Source organism: Metabacillus litoralis, from assembly GCF_003667825.1.
Lineage (GTDB): Bacteria > Bacillota > Bacilli > Bacillales > Bacillaceae > Metabacillus > Metabacillus litoralis_B.
Window position 1 is genome coordinate 2,515,305 of sequence record NZ_CP033043.1, and the last position, 14,258, is coordinate 2,529,562.

The following is a 14,258-nucleotide window of genomic DNA, read 5'->3' on the forward strand; positions in this document are numbered from 1 at the left end:
TTTTCCCTTATGTTGATTGGATTCAATACTATATTTTGTTTTATTTATCAGAATTATTTATTTTTTCTAAAAAATATATTGTCATTTCTAAAAGACAAGTTTAAAATAGGGTTACTTATTAATTGGAAGTTTATTAGGGGGAACAAGTAATGGTAACTTTTATTCTATGTGTACTTATTTTAATCGTAGGATATTTCGTGTATTCGAAGGTAGTTGAGCGCGTATTTGGTATTGATGACCAACGTGTAACTCCTGCTTATGCAAAAACAGATGGGCTAGACTATATGCCTATGAGCTGGTGGAAGGCTTCACTTATTCAGCTACTAAATATCGCAGGCTTAGGTCCTATATTCGGGGCGATTATGGGAGCTCTTTATGGACCAGTTGCATTTATCTGGATTGTTGTTGGATGTTTATTCGCCGGCGCTGTTCATGATTATTTTTCTGGGATGCTTTCCATTAAACATGGCGGTGAACAATATCCAACCCTTGTTGGACGTTATTTAGGAAAATCAGTAAAAACAATTATAAACTTAGTATCACTAGTGTTAATGATTTTAGTTGCAGCAGCTTTTACAGCAGGACCAGCTCAATTAGTTGAGCAGTTAACACCTTTAAGCTATTCAGCTTCTTTATTACTTATTTTCGTTTATTTCGTACTAGCAGCTGTTTTACCTATTAACAAACTAATCGGAAAAATTTACCCAATTTTCGGACTAATCTTAATCATCATGGCTGTTTCTATTGGATTTGCTTTATTCTTTATGGATCATTCCATTCCAAATCTAACAGTAGAAAATTTACATCCTGGTGAATTACCTATTTGGCCATTGCTAATGGTTACGATCTCATGTGGAGCGATCTCTGGTTTCCACAGTACACAAAGTCCAATTTTAGCTAGAACATTAAAGAAAGAAAGCGATGGACGCAAAGTATTTTTTGGTGCAATGGTTGCTGAAGGTATTATTGCTTTAATTTGGGCAGCAGCTGGTATGACATTCTTTGGTGGTCCAGATGGACTTCAAGGAGCTCTTGCTGAAGGAGGTACAGCAGGTGTTGTAAACGAAATTAGTAAAACAACATTAGGTCAATTTGGTGGAATTCTTGCCATTTTAGGTGTCATTATTCTTCCTATCACAACAGGAGATACAGCATTAAGATCTTCAAGAATGATGCTAGTAGAATTATTAAGCAAATTTGGAAATTTTGATTCTAAAATGAAAACTGTATTAATGACAATTCCAGTTATCGTTCCAACTTATCTTTTAACACAAATGGATTATTCATTCTTATGGCGTTACGTTGGTTGGACAAACCAAGTAGTAGCAACAGTGATGCTATGGACAGCTGCAATGTATTTACTACAGAACAACAAATTTCACTGGATTTGTAGTCTTCCAGCATTGTTCATGACAGCTGTAACTGGATCTTATATTTTCTATGCACCAGAAGGATTCCAATTATCCTATCAAACTTCTATGATCATCGGCTCCATCATCTTTTTAGCCGTACTTATTTGGTTCTTAACTCAAATGAAGAAATATAAAAGCAATCCTCTTCCATATGAAAAGGTTGCTTAAATCCCAAAAGGGCTGACAAATTGTCAGCCCTTTTTTAACGATCAGGATCTTGTGGATGTAAAAATGTTGGTCGCCGATTTTTTAACGGCATTGGTGAACGGAATAAAACATCCCTTAGGGCGCGACCATTAAATGGGATAAACGGATATAGGTATGGAACATTAAAGGACTTCATACGCGCAAGCATTATAATCCAGCCAGTAATTCCAGCTACAAAACCTATTACTCCTAGCCATGCGGTGAATAGAAGTAGCACGATACGGTAAATTCGATTAGCTAGGCTTAATTCGTAACTAGGTGTTGCAAAGGTTCCAATTGCCGCTATAGCTAAGTATAAAATCACTTCGTTTGTCAAAAGGCCAACTTCCACCGCTACCTGGCCGACCATTAATGCGGCAACAAGCCCAAGGGCGGTTGCCAACGATGAAGGAGTATGTATGGCGGCCATCCTTAATATATCAATACCGAGTTCAATTAGAAGGAACTGTAGAAGCAAAGGTACTTGACCTGGGTCTTCAATACCAACAAACTTCATACCAGGTGGCAACAAATCAGGATTATTAGCGAATAAATACCAAAGCGGTAAAAGAAAGATTGAAGCCCAAACTGCAATAAATCGAACCATTCGTAAATAAGCTCCTACTATCGGCTTATTTCGATATTCCTCAGCATGCTGCAAATGATGCCAAAATGTCGTTGGCGTGATAAGTGCGCTAGGAGACCCATCAACAAAAACAATTACATGTCCCTCATATAAATGAGCTGCTGCTGTGTCAGGACGTTCGGTGTATCTTACCACCGGGTATGGGTTAAGATGTCGACCTGATATAAATTCCTCTACTGTTTTTTCACCCATTGGAAGACCGTCTGTATCAATAGCCTTTAGTGACTTTTTTAAATCCTCTACATGTTTCAAGTCTGCTATATCCTCTAAATAGCACACAACCACATCTGTTTTGGAACGTCTACCTACTTGTAGATACTCCATTCTGAGAGATCGATCTCTAATTCTTCGTCTTGTTAACGCCGTATTAAATACGATTGTTTCGACATACCCATCCCTTGAGCCCCTAACAACTTTTTCCATATCTGGTTCCTGAGGCCCACGAACAGGGTATGTACGGGCATCAATTAAAATGACTTGATCAATACCCTCTATAACAAGAGCTGTTGGCCCTGCCAAAACAGTTTGAACAACTGTATTTAAATCATCTGTTTTTTCAATTTCTACGTACGGGATATACGTTTTGAGTAGCTTTTCAAGTGTATTTTCCTCGAGCTGCTCTGGTGTAAGCTCAGATAAATATTTCATTAAATAATGTAGAATATCATCTTTTACAAATCCATCCACCATAAATAACGCCATTTTACGTCCAGCATACTCAACATCGAGCTGAATAACATCAAAGCTTTTTTTTACACCCAGCCGTTCATTTAAGTACGATGTATTTTCCTGAAAATCTTTTGTTACAATCTTTTTTTCTACCTCATACGCCATAAGATTTCTCCATTCCGTATCACGATTTGTTACAATCTTTGACGAATTATTGGTAAAACATACCTATATTCTATTAATTTGTTATTTTTAGCTTGTACTCATAAAATTCGAAAATGACTCATACAATTTAGCAACCTGTCCTTCTCGGAGTTGATAAAATGAAAGTAAAATGGATGATTGTCATCATTCTTGCCCTTATAACGTCTGGTATTCTTTATTTTTCGCATGGTCAAAGTGTTCGTGAAAGCATTATCTTTTTTCCCATTACCGATTCTGTAGCTTTTACAACAGCTTCAACTTCACTTGAATTTGTTGAAAATAAGGATGATGATGAATATGTGATTGAATGGGATGCTACCTCGTTTACGAACAAGGTAATTTTTCTTAGACAAGATTTATCTCTTCTTTTCTCTGATGGTAAATTAATTGACACATTATCAGAGTGGGAAGACCAAAGCCAAAAGCTGGCACAGTTTAAAAAGGTAAATGGTGAAGACAGTAGCCATTATGAAGCCATTAGTCTTCATTATGGTGAGATCCATTTGGAAGATGATCAAATCCGAAGTACACAGCAGATGACAAGTGATCATTTATATGTCATTGATTCAGAATTTACAAATGCTTTTTCATTTAAAGAAGCACAAACAGAGGAAGAACATGAGTGGAAAGATATTTTAGACAAAGTAAAAGCACAACACCTTGAATATAGCTGGAATCATTTAATCAATCATTATCAGATAAATAAAAATGAGTACGAGGCTATTCCATTAATTGAGCTTGCTAGATATAATAATGAGCCCCTTTTAGGACTTTCTAAGGCAAAAACACAAGAAGTCATCGGGAGTCTTTGGGAGGGGCTATATAAGAATTATTTCTTAGGTTTAAAAACAAAAGAAGGGAAAGCCATTGAACCAATTGGTAGTACAATGCCTCTCCTTCTATTTGCAAAAGATTATTCACATGTATTAGTACTAATTCAAGCAGAAGATGGTACTCCTTTTAAATTTATACAAAACATTAAAAGTTAAGGAGTAAGTTCATCCTGAAAAGCTTTGTAGTTTTCATTGTCCGGATCAAATTCTAGAGCTTTTGATACTTGTTCTTGCGCTAATTCCAATTTATTTTGATTAGCGTATAATACAGCTAAATTAAAATGTGCCTGGTGGTAGCTGTCATCATTTGAGATGACTTGTTGCAGGTGTTCCGTCGCTTCATCGTATTTTTTCAATTGAATGGCAGCTACAGATAATAAAAACAAGATATCATTTGAAGACTGATCACTAGAAATGGCTTCATGTAAATATGTGTATGCTTCTTCAAACTCTTCATTTTGAATAAGCTCCTGCCCCTTCATCGCTCTATACTCACTATATTGTGCTTTTGATTGGTCCATCCCGTATAGGATTAATCCTATTAACAATGCGACTGTTATGATAAGTCCGCCAACTCTAAGAAACCATTTTTTTTGGTTGGGTAGCTGAACGATGCTTGCAGCGAGAAATCCACCTATTAACCCTCCTATATGCCCTGCATTGTCAATATTAGGGATTACAAATCCCATCGCCAGGTTAATACCAACAACCACTAAAATATTTGAGCCCATTGTTCGGAAAAACACTTTTAAATTATAGACACCAATAAATAGTAAAGCACCAAAGCAGCCAAAAATAGCTCCCGAAGCTCCAGCAGACAGAAATGGACTAAAGGCAAAACTGACAATTGATCCAAAAACCCCTGCTAAAAGATAAATAAATAAAAATTTTCCTCTTCCATAAGCCCTTTCAACCGCTGGCCCAATATAAAAGAGAGCAAAGCTATTCATAAGGAGATGAAGAAACCCAATATGTAGAAAAATAGGTGTTATAAATCTCCACCATTCTCCATCATAAATAAGTGGATTAAATTTAGCGCCGAACTGAATAAGTGTATTTGTATCAGTACTTCCCCCAAAAAGTTCAAGAACAAGGAACATAAGGATTTGAATGCCTAGGAATATATTAGTAAAGAAAGGCTTGCCATTTTGAAAGAGCCTTTTTTCTTCCTCTCTTAGTTTATTTTGATGAGAAATAACTCGTGTCCTAACTTCATGAAGCTGAGATTCAGACACATCGGAAGAATTTAAATCTTTAATTGTGTCTAAAGGAAGATGTAGAGTGTCTGACAGCTTATCTAATCCTTGTTTCAGTTCATCTTTCACAAGAATCATTGAGGTAATATCAATGCTGCCCTTTCTTCCACCACTATAGCCCTTTAAAAACACTTCAGGATAGTCATCTACAGGCGGCAAGCTAGAAAAATAGATATTTAAAACCGTCAAAGGACCTCTAACCCCGGTTTTTAACAGCTGTTCAAATTTCCGACCGGCTTGTTCAATATCAATAGCAAGTGTGTTTCCCCAATCAACATCAGTTCTCTTTACCCTAATAATTGAAAACTGTTTCTTCCTAAAAGGTTCGAGCATAACCTCATTTCCATCTTGGGAAATAGCTAAGATTGTATACTTCTGTTCAATAACTAGTTGTTCAATAAACGACCAGTAGACATAATCCTGTTCTAAGACCATTTTTATCCGCTCCGCTTTATTTTTCTTTATTATATCAATACATGAATCAATTTCATAATGTATCATTTGTTACCAAAAAACGTATGAATTTCACATATAATCAAGTTTTGATCCCATTATTGTATATTAACATGTTCAGGATGACGAAAAATGTTCGTTTTTTGATTTAAGAGTCATAATTATGAAATTAACTCACATAAACAAGAAAAGAAAGATTCTGCTTTTACAGATAAAAAAAAGCTGACAGTAGAAAGTCAGCTTTAATGATGAATTTTCATTATGTTTTGATTTCTAAAATTGTTCAAATCAATGGAAAGCACGATTAACAAAACGATCTCTAATAAATGGTATTCTCATCGATAAATTAATAAAATATCTACGCAATTGCGGTTGACCTAATACAAAATTTACAATGCGATATCGATAACGATAAACAGCAAATGAACCTGCCGCAAGCATAATTAATCGTCTCATGATCATCCCTCCTACATTTTATCATTAGTAGGAACGGGTGATTTTATCCTTTTTAAAAAAAGGTAACATTGTTTCCTTTACTACACTAACTGAGTGTTTGAATGATATTTGCTTTTTCATAAGTTTTTATATAAAGGATAGAAACGCTAGGAATGTCGTCAATACAATTGCTATAAAATTAACTGCATCATTATTCATAAAAGCAAACCGATTTGATTTCCATCCAATTTTCGAACAATGAATTCTTTTTTCAGTAACCTTTTGACAAGTTTTACATTTGTATTTTATTTGAACAGTTTGCCCTAGAACAGTATCAAAAATATTTCCAAGGAAACCAAAAAGAGCAATGAATAAGACATCTAGTATAGACAGTGAAAATACGAAACCTGACATAATACCGATAAAGAACGCTCCAACCAAACCAGCAAAAGAACCAAGCAAAGAAACAGCACCAGAGGTACCTCTGTCCACTTCCTTTAGTGTAAGCAACATTCTAGGACGTCCTTTACTCAATGTGCCTATTTCGGAAGCCCATGTATCTGAATTTGCTGCAGCTAAAGAAATTGAAAACAACAAGAGGTAGAGTGTATCGTTTGACCCTTGGAAATAATAAACAACTGCAATAAGCGCTGGTATTCCTCCATTTGCCGCTACCTGCATCATATCTCGTTGATCACCTTTAGGAAGGATTTCCTGTAAAAATGACTTTTGTTTTGCTTTAACCTTACTTAGAAGGCTCGAACTTACAAAGAAGCATCCCAATAAAAATAAGCCTTTCCAGGAAAAACCTAAAAAAATAGCTGAACCTACCACAAAAGCACCTATCATTCCACTTATCGACAACGACCTCATTTTCCACGCCCTATAGGAAAGGAACATGACTAAAAGTAATCCAAGTAACATTTTATTTCATTACTCCATGCTCAGTAATAAGGGTGGATACAGGAACATCATGAGCTTCTATAGGTACTCCGTTAATAAGTTGACTTGAAAAAGCTAATGAAACAGTATCATTTTTATAATCCATAAGATATCGATCATAATATCCCCCACCATAGCCTATTCGATAACCATTTTTATCAAAACAAATACCTGGGACAAGGATAAGATCAATTAGAGATTTTTTTACAGCAGATGTTTCTGATAAGATCGGTTCTTTTAAACCGTAAAAGACATTCTCAAGCTGATCAAAAGAGGTAATGCTTCTAAATTCCATCGTATTGGTAGCTGGTTCGCATTTTGGAACAACAACTGTTTTCTTATCAGTCCACGCTTGTTTTATGATCGGAAAAGTATCAACTTCTCTGCCTCGAGAAACTGTAACAGCTACTGTATTTGCCTTATTCCATGTTGAGAAAGAAAATAAATGCTTATGTATTTCTTTTGAAAGCTGTTGATATTCTTCATCACTGATTTCGGTAAGTTGTTTTAGCATAATGCTTCTCATTTCCTTTTTCTTCAAGAATATCCCTCCTTTTGTTTATAGTAGCATATTTGAAAACTCGCTGACTGGTGAAAATAAAAAGTGAAGACCGAAGCGTTAGTTGAACTTATAGTTAATAAATAAAATTAGCTACTACGTCGTGTAGTCTCCTGTGCTACTAATTTATACTGTAATAACTTATAAAAAAAAACAGTAGGATATAAAATCCTACTGCTTACTTTGTTTCACGGTGTACTGTCATTTTTTTCTCTCTTGAACAATATTTCTTAAGTTCAAGACGATCTGGATTATTACGTTTATTCTTTTTAGAAATATAGTTACGTTCGCCACAATCAGTGCAAGCTAATGTAATATTCACACGCATGTTTCTTTCCCTCCAAACATAAAAAACTATAAAACAAATCAGACTTTAATATAATAGCATTTTTATTTGACAAATTCCACATCTATTTCATTATATTTTAAAGATATTGTAGAAATTCAGGCTTTTTATAGATAGAGATTAACTTTTTTATAAGAATTGACCACTGATACTCCTTTATAATAGCAAGATATCCAGTATGAGCTATCTCATCGGCCTGCTTTGGGTGTGACAGAACAAAATGTAGAGTTTCAGCTAAACTTTTGCTGTTAATTTGCTCTGTTAACAAGCCACGGTTATGCAACAACACTTCTCCTAAGCCTCCAACCTGAGATGAGATAATTGGTCTATGTAAAACCATTCCTTCTAAAGCAACGATCCCAAATGGCTCATATAAGCTTGGTACAATAAGTGCTTGGCAATTGCTAAGTAGTGTATTACGTTCCTTATCTTTCACAAAACCAGTAAAAAAAACGTTCGCCTTGATTTGAAGAGTTGTTGTCATTTGTTTTAATTGTTCTTCATAAGGTCCTTCACCAGCTATAACAAGGTTTAATTCAGAATACTCTTTATGTAAGATCGAGAAGGCCTCAAGGAGAAGGTGATATCCCTTTTCTTTAACTAATCTTCCCATGGATAATAAAAAAGGAGAATTGATAAAAGAAAACTTTTGTAGTGCTTGTGAAGGCTCTAGCATTTTTTGATAGTTTTCGACGATAACACCATTTGGTATTACCTCTATTTGAATTTCTCGTTTTACTGCTCTATTTTCTATAATTTTTCTCATATAAAGACTACAAACGATTAGCTGATCTGAAGCTTCAATAAGCTGTTTCTCATAGTTTGTTATGGTGGAAAGCTCTTTTCCATTCTTAAATTGTTTTCGTTCATGTTCTGTAGAATGAATCGTCGTAATTAATGGTTTATGTAATTCTTCCTTAATTTGACAAGCTGATGCCGTAAACATCCAATCATGTACGTGAATGAGGTCAAATGGAATGTGTAGCTCCTGAAGAACAAATTGACTGAACCGAAAATTAATGTTCCGTATAAAATCGAACAAATCTGACGAGTTTTGTTTCCATGGCAGCAAGTGAAAGATGTGGACATTCTCCTTCTTCATATAACTTTCTTTATTACTTTTAGAAGGCGTTAAAATAATAAATGTAAGATTATGTTTAATCCCTTCCTCCACGAAATCATTTACATGTCTACCAAGTCCCCCAACTAGATGTTCATCAAATTCAGGTGTTAACACTAAAATTGTACGATCACTCTTCATCATAGTCTGTATATGCTGAGAACATTGGTACCCACGTCTCGCTCTCCTCCATTTCAACTACCCTTCTCCAGTTTAGTTGATTCTTTATTCTCTTATGATTATGGTACTCTTTTTTAGTAGAGCATTTAATGACTATAGATTGGTTTTTAGAGTTGCTTACGACGAGCTCACAAGAGTATGTAGCTGTCTCAAGGTTTCGAATTTCTAAAACACCACTACATTTACTTACATTAAATGAAAATTCTTCATTGAATTGATTCTGCCGACAAAGAATAACTCTTACTAATAAATCATTAAAGTTTTCTCCAAGTAATGAGGAAACCGCTATCTTAGTAGAAGAAACTATTTTCCAGGAAACTAGTACAACGTCTGGATAAGTAAAAATTTCTATAGTATCGACACAAACCGGCGATTGATTTCGAATGATATGTTGGTGATTAAGAAGATGATATGTTTCCATAAAGATTCCTCTCTTATTTCATACTCTATTTATCATACCATGTGCGAAAAGTATTCAAACTTAGCTTATTTAAAGAAATATCGGCAAAAAACTACATTTTCCTCAAAATATCACTTCTTTACAATGGCAAATTATGATATAAAGGTAAAGGGAAATAATCAAAGAAGGTGAAAATGATGACAATTGTGATTATTATTTTATTTATTATAAGCATTGCTTTAATTGGATTATCTTTTTTCCAACGTGACAATGTTAAAGAACTAGAACAAGAATTAGACCATTTACAATTATCTGCCATGCAAGAGATTTATAAATTGAAAAAGAAAATGCGCATTGTAGAAGAAGAATTATTACAAAATGATGTTCCTTTAAAGGAACAAGCAAAACAATATCAAGAGGATGAGGGCGCAAACCCTAAACGTATATTAGCAAAGTATCGCCAAGGTATGTCACTTGAAGCTATCGCTTTATCAGAAGCTTCTTCTGTAGAAGAAATTCGCACAATTGTGGAACAGAATGAGAGGGCATTAACATGAGTAAATTAGGCTTTCAAGCTTTTGCAGCAGGCATGATTGTTGCAACTTCTGTTCTTGGCGGAACCTATCTTCTTTCAGATCATCAATCTGCAACTGCTGATAGTGAGCAAAAAGAAGTAACAGAAAAACAAGTCAACCAGTTTCTTAAAAGTAATGGACAAGTTTCCATCACATCTGAAGAGTATGAAGAGCTTTTAGCACTTAAAAAAGTTGAAGTAGTACAAGAGGACTCTCAAAATCAACAACAAACTGAAACGGCTAAAGAAACTGAACAACCTAAGGAAGCTGAAGAAAAGAAAGAAGAAGTAATAAAGTATAATATTACGATTAAAGAAGGCATGACAACTAGTGAAGTTTCTGATCTTCTTGAACAAAATGCCATAATCGCCTCATCTTTTGAATTTGATCAATTTTTAATCAAAAACAACTTTCATACAAGAGTCCAGCTTGGTACGTTTGAAGTCCAAAAAGGAATGACGTTCCAGCAACTTGCAGAAGCGATTACTAGGTAAAGTAAAACAGCTAAGATTTCTTATTCTTAGCTGTTTTTTTTACTTATGAATTCAAATCGTATCTCTGTCCTTTAATCAAGTACATAATACTCTCAGAAATATTTGTTGCATGATCTGCTGTTCTTTCAATATATCGACAAATGAACATAAGCTGAGTAAGTTGCTGATAGCTGTCTTTTTTAGATGACATGAGATCCAATATATCTCGAATTGTTTCTCCATATAATTCATCCACCTGATCGTCCATATCAGCCACTTCTTTTGCTAAAACAAGGTCTTCTTCATTAAAAGCCTTTATCGATAACGAAAGCATTTTTGTAGCAATTTCGTGCATCTTTCTAATATGTTTAATTGGTTTAACAAGAGGTTCATCACCGATTCTAATTGTTGACTTAGCTATGTTTACTGCAAAATCAGCCATTCTTTCAATATCACTTGAAATTTTAATTGCAACAATAACTCTTCTTAAATCTGTTGCAACAGGCTGTTGTTTAGCAATTAAAAGGATCGCTAAATCGTTAATTTCTTCATCAAGGTCGTCCACTCTATAATCATCCTCAATAATTTGAAGAGCTTCATCAATATTTTGTTTTTCTAACGCATCAATTGACTTGTTAAGTGCAATTTCAGTAACACTTCCTATTTCAATTAATTTATCTCTTAAGTTTTTTAAATCGATCTCGAATCTTTCTCTGATACTCATAATGTTTACCTCCTATGTAAATACAGTTATATATTCCCCAAAATAATGCTTTATAAAACTAAGATAAGTTTATGGAAAAAAAGTCGTGCACTTTTGGAAATGCACGACTTTTTTATTAACCGAATCGACCTGTAATATAATCCTCAGTTCTCTTATCAACAGGATTTGAAAAGATTTTATCCGTTGCATCAAATTCTACAACTTCTCCGTTTAAGAAGAACGCTGTTTTATCTGAAATACGAGCAGCTTGTTGCATGTTGTGAGTTACAATGATAATGCTATAATCTTTCTTTAAATCTTGAATTAATTCCTCTACCTTAAGAGTTGATATCGGATCAAGCGCTGAAGTTGGTTCATCCATTAAGATAACATCAGGCTCAATTGCTAAGCAACGAGCAATACATAAACGCTGTTGCTGTCCCCCAGAAAGACCATATGCATTTTCTTTTAATCGATCCTTAACTTCAGACCAAATTGCAGCTCCACGTAAACTTCTCTCAACAATTTCATCTAAAATACGTTTATCTTTTATACCATGAATTCTAGGTCCGTAAGCGATGTTATCATAAATTGATTTAGGAAATGGATTAGGCTTTTGGAAAACCATACCAACTCTTGTTCTTAAATCTTCAACCTTATAACTCTTATCAAGGATACTTTTTTCTCTATATCTGATATCTCCTGATATACGAACAACAGGTATTAATTCAACCATTCTGTTTAATGTTTTAATAAATGTCGATTTTCCACAACCAGAAGGTCCAATGATTGCCGTTACTTCATTTTCATGAATAGAAAGGTTAATGTTCTTTAATGCATGATCTCCACCGTACCATAAATTTAAATCTTTTGTATCATATACAACGCTCTTTTTATCCACTGACTTCTCTGATCTTTCAATAGTCGTTACATTTTTCTTTTCACTATCAGATAAAACTGCCATAGTTTAAAAACCCCCCAAGAAATTAAAATCTATTTTGAAACTTATTTCTAATAATGATTGCAATTGAATTCATTAAGAATAATACGATTAAGAGTATAACGATTGTAGCTGCAGCAAGGTTTGCATACTCAGCAACAAGTGCAGAGTCAACAGTCCAATAATATATTTGCATAGGTAAAATTGTAAATTTATCAAAAATTCCATCTGGAAGTGGAATTAACAATGCCGGAATACCTATAACAACTAGAGGTGCTGTTTCACCTATTGCTCTAGAGAGAGAAAGTATTAGACCAGTTAACACCCCTGGAATGGCTGCCGGTAAAACAATATTTTTTATTGTTTGCCATTTAGTAGCTCCCATTCCATAAGAAGCTTCTCTAAGGTATTGTGGAACAGCCCGAATAGCTTCTTGACTTGCAACAACAACAATTGGAAGTACTAATAAAGACATTGTCAAACCACCAGCAAGAACAATATTCCCTAATCCAAAGCTACGTACAAATACAGTCAAACCTAATATACCGAATACGACGGATGGAACACCAGCTAAGTTAGAAATATTAGTTTGAATAATAGATTTTAATTTCCCGTTTTTTGCATATTCCTCTAGGTAGATTGCAGTACCTACTCCTAAAAACATTGTAACAGGTGCAACAACGACCATTAACCATAAAGTACCCATGATCGCACCCATAATACCTGCACGTTCTGCATCTGTTGAAAGTTTATTCGTAATAAATTGAAAGTCAATCCATCCAATACTATCTGAATATACTCGATAGATTAATGTTAATAATACGACTAATCCAAATAGAGTCGCTAATAGAAAAACAACGTTCGCAAGGTTATTCGCAAACAATCGCGATCCCATTTTTTTCTGTACCTGTTCAACATCTACATATTTCATCTTAATATTCCTCCCTATATTTACGAGAAATATACTGAGCAACTAGGTTCATTATAAGAGTAAAAACAAATAATGTCATAGCAACAGCGTATAAACTGTAATAAATAGTTGAACCTGCAGGAGCTTCCCCACCAGTTACTTCAACGATGTAAGCAGTCATTGTCTGCATGGATTGTGTAAGATCAAAGGTAAAGTTCTTGTTACTTCCACTTGCAATTGCGACGATCATCGTTTCACCAATCGCACGAGAAATTCCTAATACAAACGAGGCAATAATACCAGATATAGCAGCTGGAATGACGACTTTCCAAGTTACCTCAAGTTTGGTTGAACCAAGGGCAAGAGCACCTTCTCTCATTGAGTTTGGCACAGAACTCATTGCATCTTCAGAAAGTGATGCTACCATTGGAATGATCATAATACCCATTACTATACCAGGGCTTAAAATATTTGTTGGTTCTAAGGCTGGTATAAAAGACCTTAATAAGGGTGTTACAAAGGTGTAAGCAAAAAAACCATATACGATCGTAGGAATACCTGCAAGAATTTCTAATATAGGCTTTAGAATTCTGCGCACTTTATCTGAAGCATATTCACTCAAGAATACAGCTGCCATTAAACCAACTGGAATAGCCACTATCATGGCGATAATTGTTGAATAGAGTGTACCCATTAATAATGGAAGTACTCCAAATACTGCCTCATCACCTAATGGTTTTAAAATTGTTCCTGTATAAAAGTCTAAAAATGAAACATCTCTAAAAAAGTTAATTGTTTCAGTTAGTAGAGTAACAACTATACCAATAGTTGTTAGTATTGATATTGTTGCAATTGCTAATAAAAATTTAGGCATGAACTTTTCTGTGACTGAAGTTAAATTTGTCGTGCTTCTCTTTTTTTCAATCATGTCACGGATGCTTTCTTTATTATCCAAGATCGAAAACCCCTTCCATCCTCCACATATTATGTAAGGTGAAATTTTATTGTAGATAGTT

General features: G+C 34.6%; 16 protein-coding genes. 4 read left to right on the forward strand and 12 right to left on the reverse strand.

Annotated features, from left to right (window positions below; genetic code table 11):
• Positions 1 to 149: 149 nt before the first annotated feature.
• Positions 150 to 1,580 (forward strand): carbon starvation CstA family protein, encoded by a 1,431-nt coding sequence (locus D9842_RS12560; protein ID WP_121662835.1) that lies wholly within the window; start codon positions 150 to 152, stop codon positions 1,578 to 1,580.
• 34 nt (positions 1,581 to 1,614) lie between these two features.
• Here the strand turns inward: D9842_RS12560 and D9842_RS12565 are convergent, their stop codons facing one another.
• Positions 1,615 to 3,078, reverse strand: a complete 1,464-nt coding sequence (locus tag D9842_RS12565; RefSeq protein WP_121662836.1) for a spore germination protein — start codon at positions 3,076 to 3,078, stop codon at positions 1,615 to 1,617.
• 158 nt (positions 3,079 to 3,236) lie between these two features.
• On the opposite strand from D9842_RS12565, the gene D9842_RS12570 reads away from it, so the two are divergent.
• Positions 3,237 to 4,106, forward strand: coding sequence for a hypothetical protein (locus D9842_RS12570; RefSeq protein ID WP_121662837.1), 870 nt, complete (start codon positions 3,237 to 3,239; stop codon positions 4,104 to 4,106).
• Here D9842_RS12570 and D9842_RS12575 read toward each other — a convergent pair.
• The 7 genes from D9842_RS12575 to D9842_RS12600 all read right to left on the reverse strand — a co-directional run bounded on the left by D9842_RS12575 (position 4,103) and on the right by D9842_RS12600 (position 9,662).
• Positions 4,103 to 5,641 carry a rhomboid family protein gene (locus D9842_RS12575; RefSeq protein ID WP_162987419.1) on the reverse strand — a complete coding sequence of 513 codons (1,539 nt, stop codon included), beginning with the start codon at positions 5,639 to 5,641 and terminating at the stop codon, positions 4,103 to 4,105. The two genes, D9842_RS12570 and D9842_RS12575, sit on opposite strands and share 4 nt — an antisense overlap.
• Before the next feature lie 306 nt (positions 5,642 to 5,947).
• Positions 5,948 to 6,115, reverse strand: a complete 168-nt coding sequence (locus D9842_RS25920) for a hypothetical protein (protein ID WP_162987420.1) — start codon at positions 6,113 to 6,115, stop codon at positions 5,948 to 5,950.
• A gap of 126 nt (positions 6,116 to 6,241) precedes the next feature.
• Entirely contained in the window at positions 6,242 to 7,018 is a 777-nt protein-coding gene (locus D9842_RS12580) for a DUF92 domain-containing protein (RefSeq protein ID WP_121662839.1), read from the reverse strand.
• Position 7,019: 1 nt separating this feature from the next.
• Complete coding sequence (locus D9842_RS12585; RefSeq protein WP_373995107.1) at positions 7,020 to 7,577, reverse strand: 5-formyltetrahydrofolate cyclo-ligase; 558 nt, start codon at positions 7,575 to 7,577, stop codon at positions 7,020 to 7,022.
• A 196-nt stretch (positions 7,578 to 7,773) separates the two neighbouring features.
• Positions 7,774 to 7,923 (reverse strand): 50S ribosomal protein L33, encoded by a 150-nt coding sequence (rpmG, locus tag D9842_RS12590; protein WP_026558749.1) that lies wholly within the window; start codon positions 7,921 to 7,923, stop codon positions 7,774 to 7,776.
• Positions 7,924 to 8,020: 97 nt separating this feature from the next.
• Entirely contained in the window at positions 8,021 to 9,205 is a 1,185-nt protein-coding gene (locus D9842_RS12595; RefSeq protein ID WP_121662840.1) for a glycosyltransferase family 4 protein, read from the reverse strand.
• Complete coding sequence (locus D9842_RS12600; RefSeq protein ID WP_121662841.1) at positions 9,192 to 9,662, reverse strand: hypothetical protein; 471 nt, start codon at positions 9,660 to 9,662, stop codon at positions 9,192 to 9,194. The genes D9842_RS12595 and D9842_RS12600 overlap by 14 nt, the downstream gene beginning before the upstream one ends.
• A gap of 176 nt (positions 9,663 to 9,838) precedes the next feature.
• Between D9842_RS12600 and D9842_RS12605 the strand changes: the two genes are divergently transcribed.
• Positions 9,839 to 10,198 (forward strand): hypothetical protein, encoded by a 360-nt coding sequence (locus tag D9842_RS12605; RefSeq protein ID WP_121662842.1) that lies wholly within the window; start codon positions 9,839 to 9,841, stop codon positions 10,196 to 10,198.
• Entirely contained in the window at positions 10,195 to 10,710 is a 516-nt protein-coding gene (locus tag D9842_RS12610) for an endolytic transglycosylase MltG (RefSeq protein WP_121662843.1), read from the forward strand. Before D9842_RS12605 ends, D9842_RS12610 begins: the two co-directional genes overlap by 4 nt.
• Positions 10,711 to 10,753: 43 nt before the next feature.
• Here the strand turns inward: D9842_RS12610 and phoU are convergent, their stop codons facing one another.
• From phoU to pstC, 4 genes are all read right to left on the reverse strand, one after another.
• Positions 10,754 to 11,413 carry a phosphate signaling complex protein PhoU gene (gene phoU, locus D9842_RS12615; RefSeq protein ID WP_121662844.1) on the reverse strand — a complete coding sequence of 220 codons (660 nt, stop codon included), beginning with the start codon at positions 11,411 to 11,413 and terminating at the stop codon, positions 10,754 to 10,756.
• 115 nt (positions 11,414 to 11,528) lie between these two features.
• Positions 11,529 to 12,356, reverse strand: coding sequence for a phosphate ABC transporter ATP-binding protein PstB (gene pstB, locus D9842_RS12620; RefSeq protein ID WP_121662845.1), 828 nt, complete (start codon positions 12,354 to 12,356; stop codon positions 11,529 to 11,531).
• A 22-nt stretch (positions 12,357 to 12,378) separates the two neighbouring features.
• Positions 12,379 to 13,263 (reverse strand): phosphate ABC transporter permease PstA, encoded by an 885-nt coding sequence (pstA, locus tag D9842_RS12625; protein ID WP_098799553.1) that lies wholly within the window; start codon positions 13,261 to 13,263, stop codon positions 12,379 to 12,381.
• 1 nt (position 13,264) lies between these two features.
• Complete coding sequence (gene pstC / locus D9842_RS12630) at positions 13,265 to 14,170, reverse strand: phosphate ABC transporter permease subunit PstC (RefSeq protein WP_121665055.1); 906 nt, start codon at positions 14,168 to 14,170, stop codon at positions 13,265 to 13,267.
• Positions 14,171 to 14,258: the final 88 nt, after the last annotated feature.

Bases quoted from the DNA above. Each gene is read 5' to 3' on its own strand.
- D9842_RS12560 (WP_121662835.1), top strand. From the start codon at position 150: ATGGTAACTTTTATTCTATGTGTACTTATTTTAATCGTAGGATATTTC.
- D9842_RS12565 (WP_121662836.1), bottom strand. From the start codon at position 3,078: ATGGCGTATGAGGTAGAAAAAAAGATTGTAACAAAAGATTTTCAGGAA.
- D9842_RS12570 (WP_121662837.1), top strand. From the start codon at position 3,237: ATGAAAGTAAAATGGATGATTGTCATCATTCTTGCCCTTATAACGTCT.
- D9842_RS12575 (WP_162987419.1), bottom strand. From the start codon at position 5,641: ATGGTCTTAGAACAGGATTATGTCTACTGGTCGTTTATTGAACAACTA.
- D9842_RS25920 (WP_162987420.1), bottom strand. From the start codon at position 6,115: ATGAGACGATTAATTATGCTTGCGGCAGGTTCATTTGCTGTTTATCGT.
- D9842_RS12580 (WP_121662839.1), bottom strand. From the start codon at position 7,018: ATGTTACTTGGATTACTTTTAGTCATGTTCCTTTCCTATAGGGCGTGG.
- rpmG (WP_026558749.1), bottom strand. From the start codon at position 7,923: ATGCGTGTGAATATTACATTAGCTTGCACTGATTGTGGCGAACGTAAC.
- D9842_RS12595 (WP_121662840.1), bottom strand. From the start codon at position 9,205: ATGATGAAGAGTGATCGTACAATTTTAGTGTTAACACCTGAATTTGAT.
- D9842_RS12600 (WP_121662841.1), bottom strand. From the start codon at position 9,662: ATGGAAACATATCATCTTCTTAATCACCAACATATCATTCGAAATCAA.
- D9842_RS12605 (WP_121662842.1), top strand. From the start codon at position 9,839: ATGACAATTGTGATTATTATTTTATTTATTATAAGCATTGCTTTAATT.
- D9842_RS12610 (WP_121662843.1), top strand. From the start codon at position 10,195: ATGAGTAAATTAGGCTTTCAAGCTTTTGCAGCAGGCATGATTGTTGCA.
- phoU (WP_121662844.1), bottom strand. From the start codon at position 11,413: ATGAGTATCAGAGAAAGATTCGAGATCGATTTAAAAAACTTAAGAGAT.
- pstB (WP_121662845.1), bottom strand. From the start codon at position 12,356: ATGGCAGTTTTATCTGATAGTGAAAAGAAAAATGTAACGACTATTGAA.
- pstA (WP_098799553.1), bottom strand. From the start codon at position 13,263: ATGAAATATGTAGATGTTGAACAGGTACAGAAAAAAATGGGATCGCGA.
- pstC (WP_121665055.1), bottom strand. From the start codon at position 14,170: ATGATTGAAAAAAAGAGAAGCACGACAAATTTAACTTCAGTCACAGAA.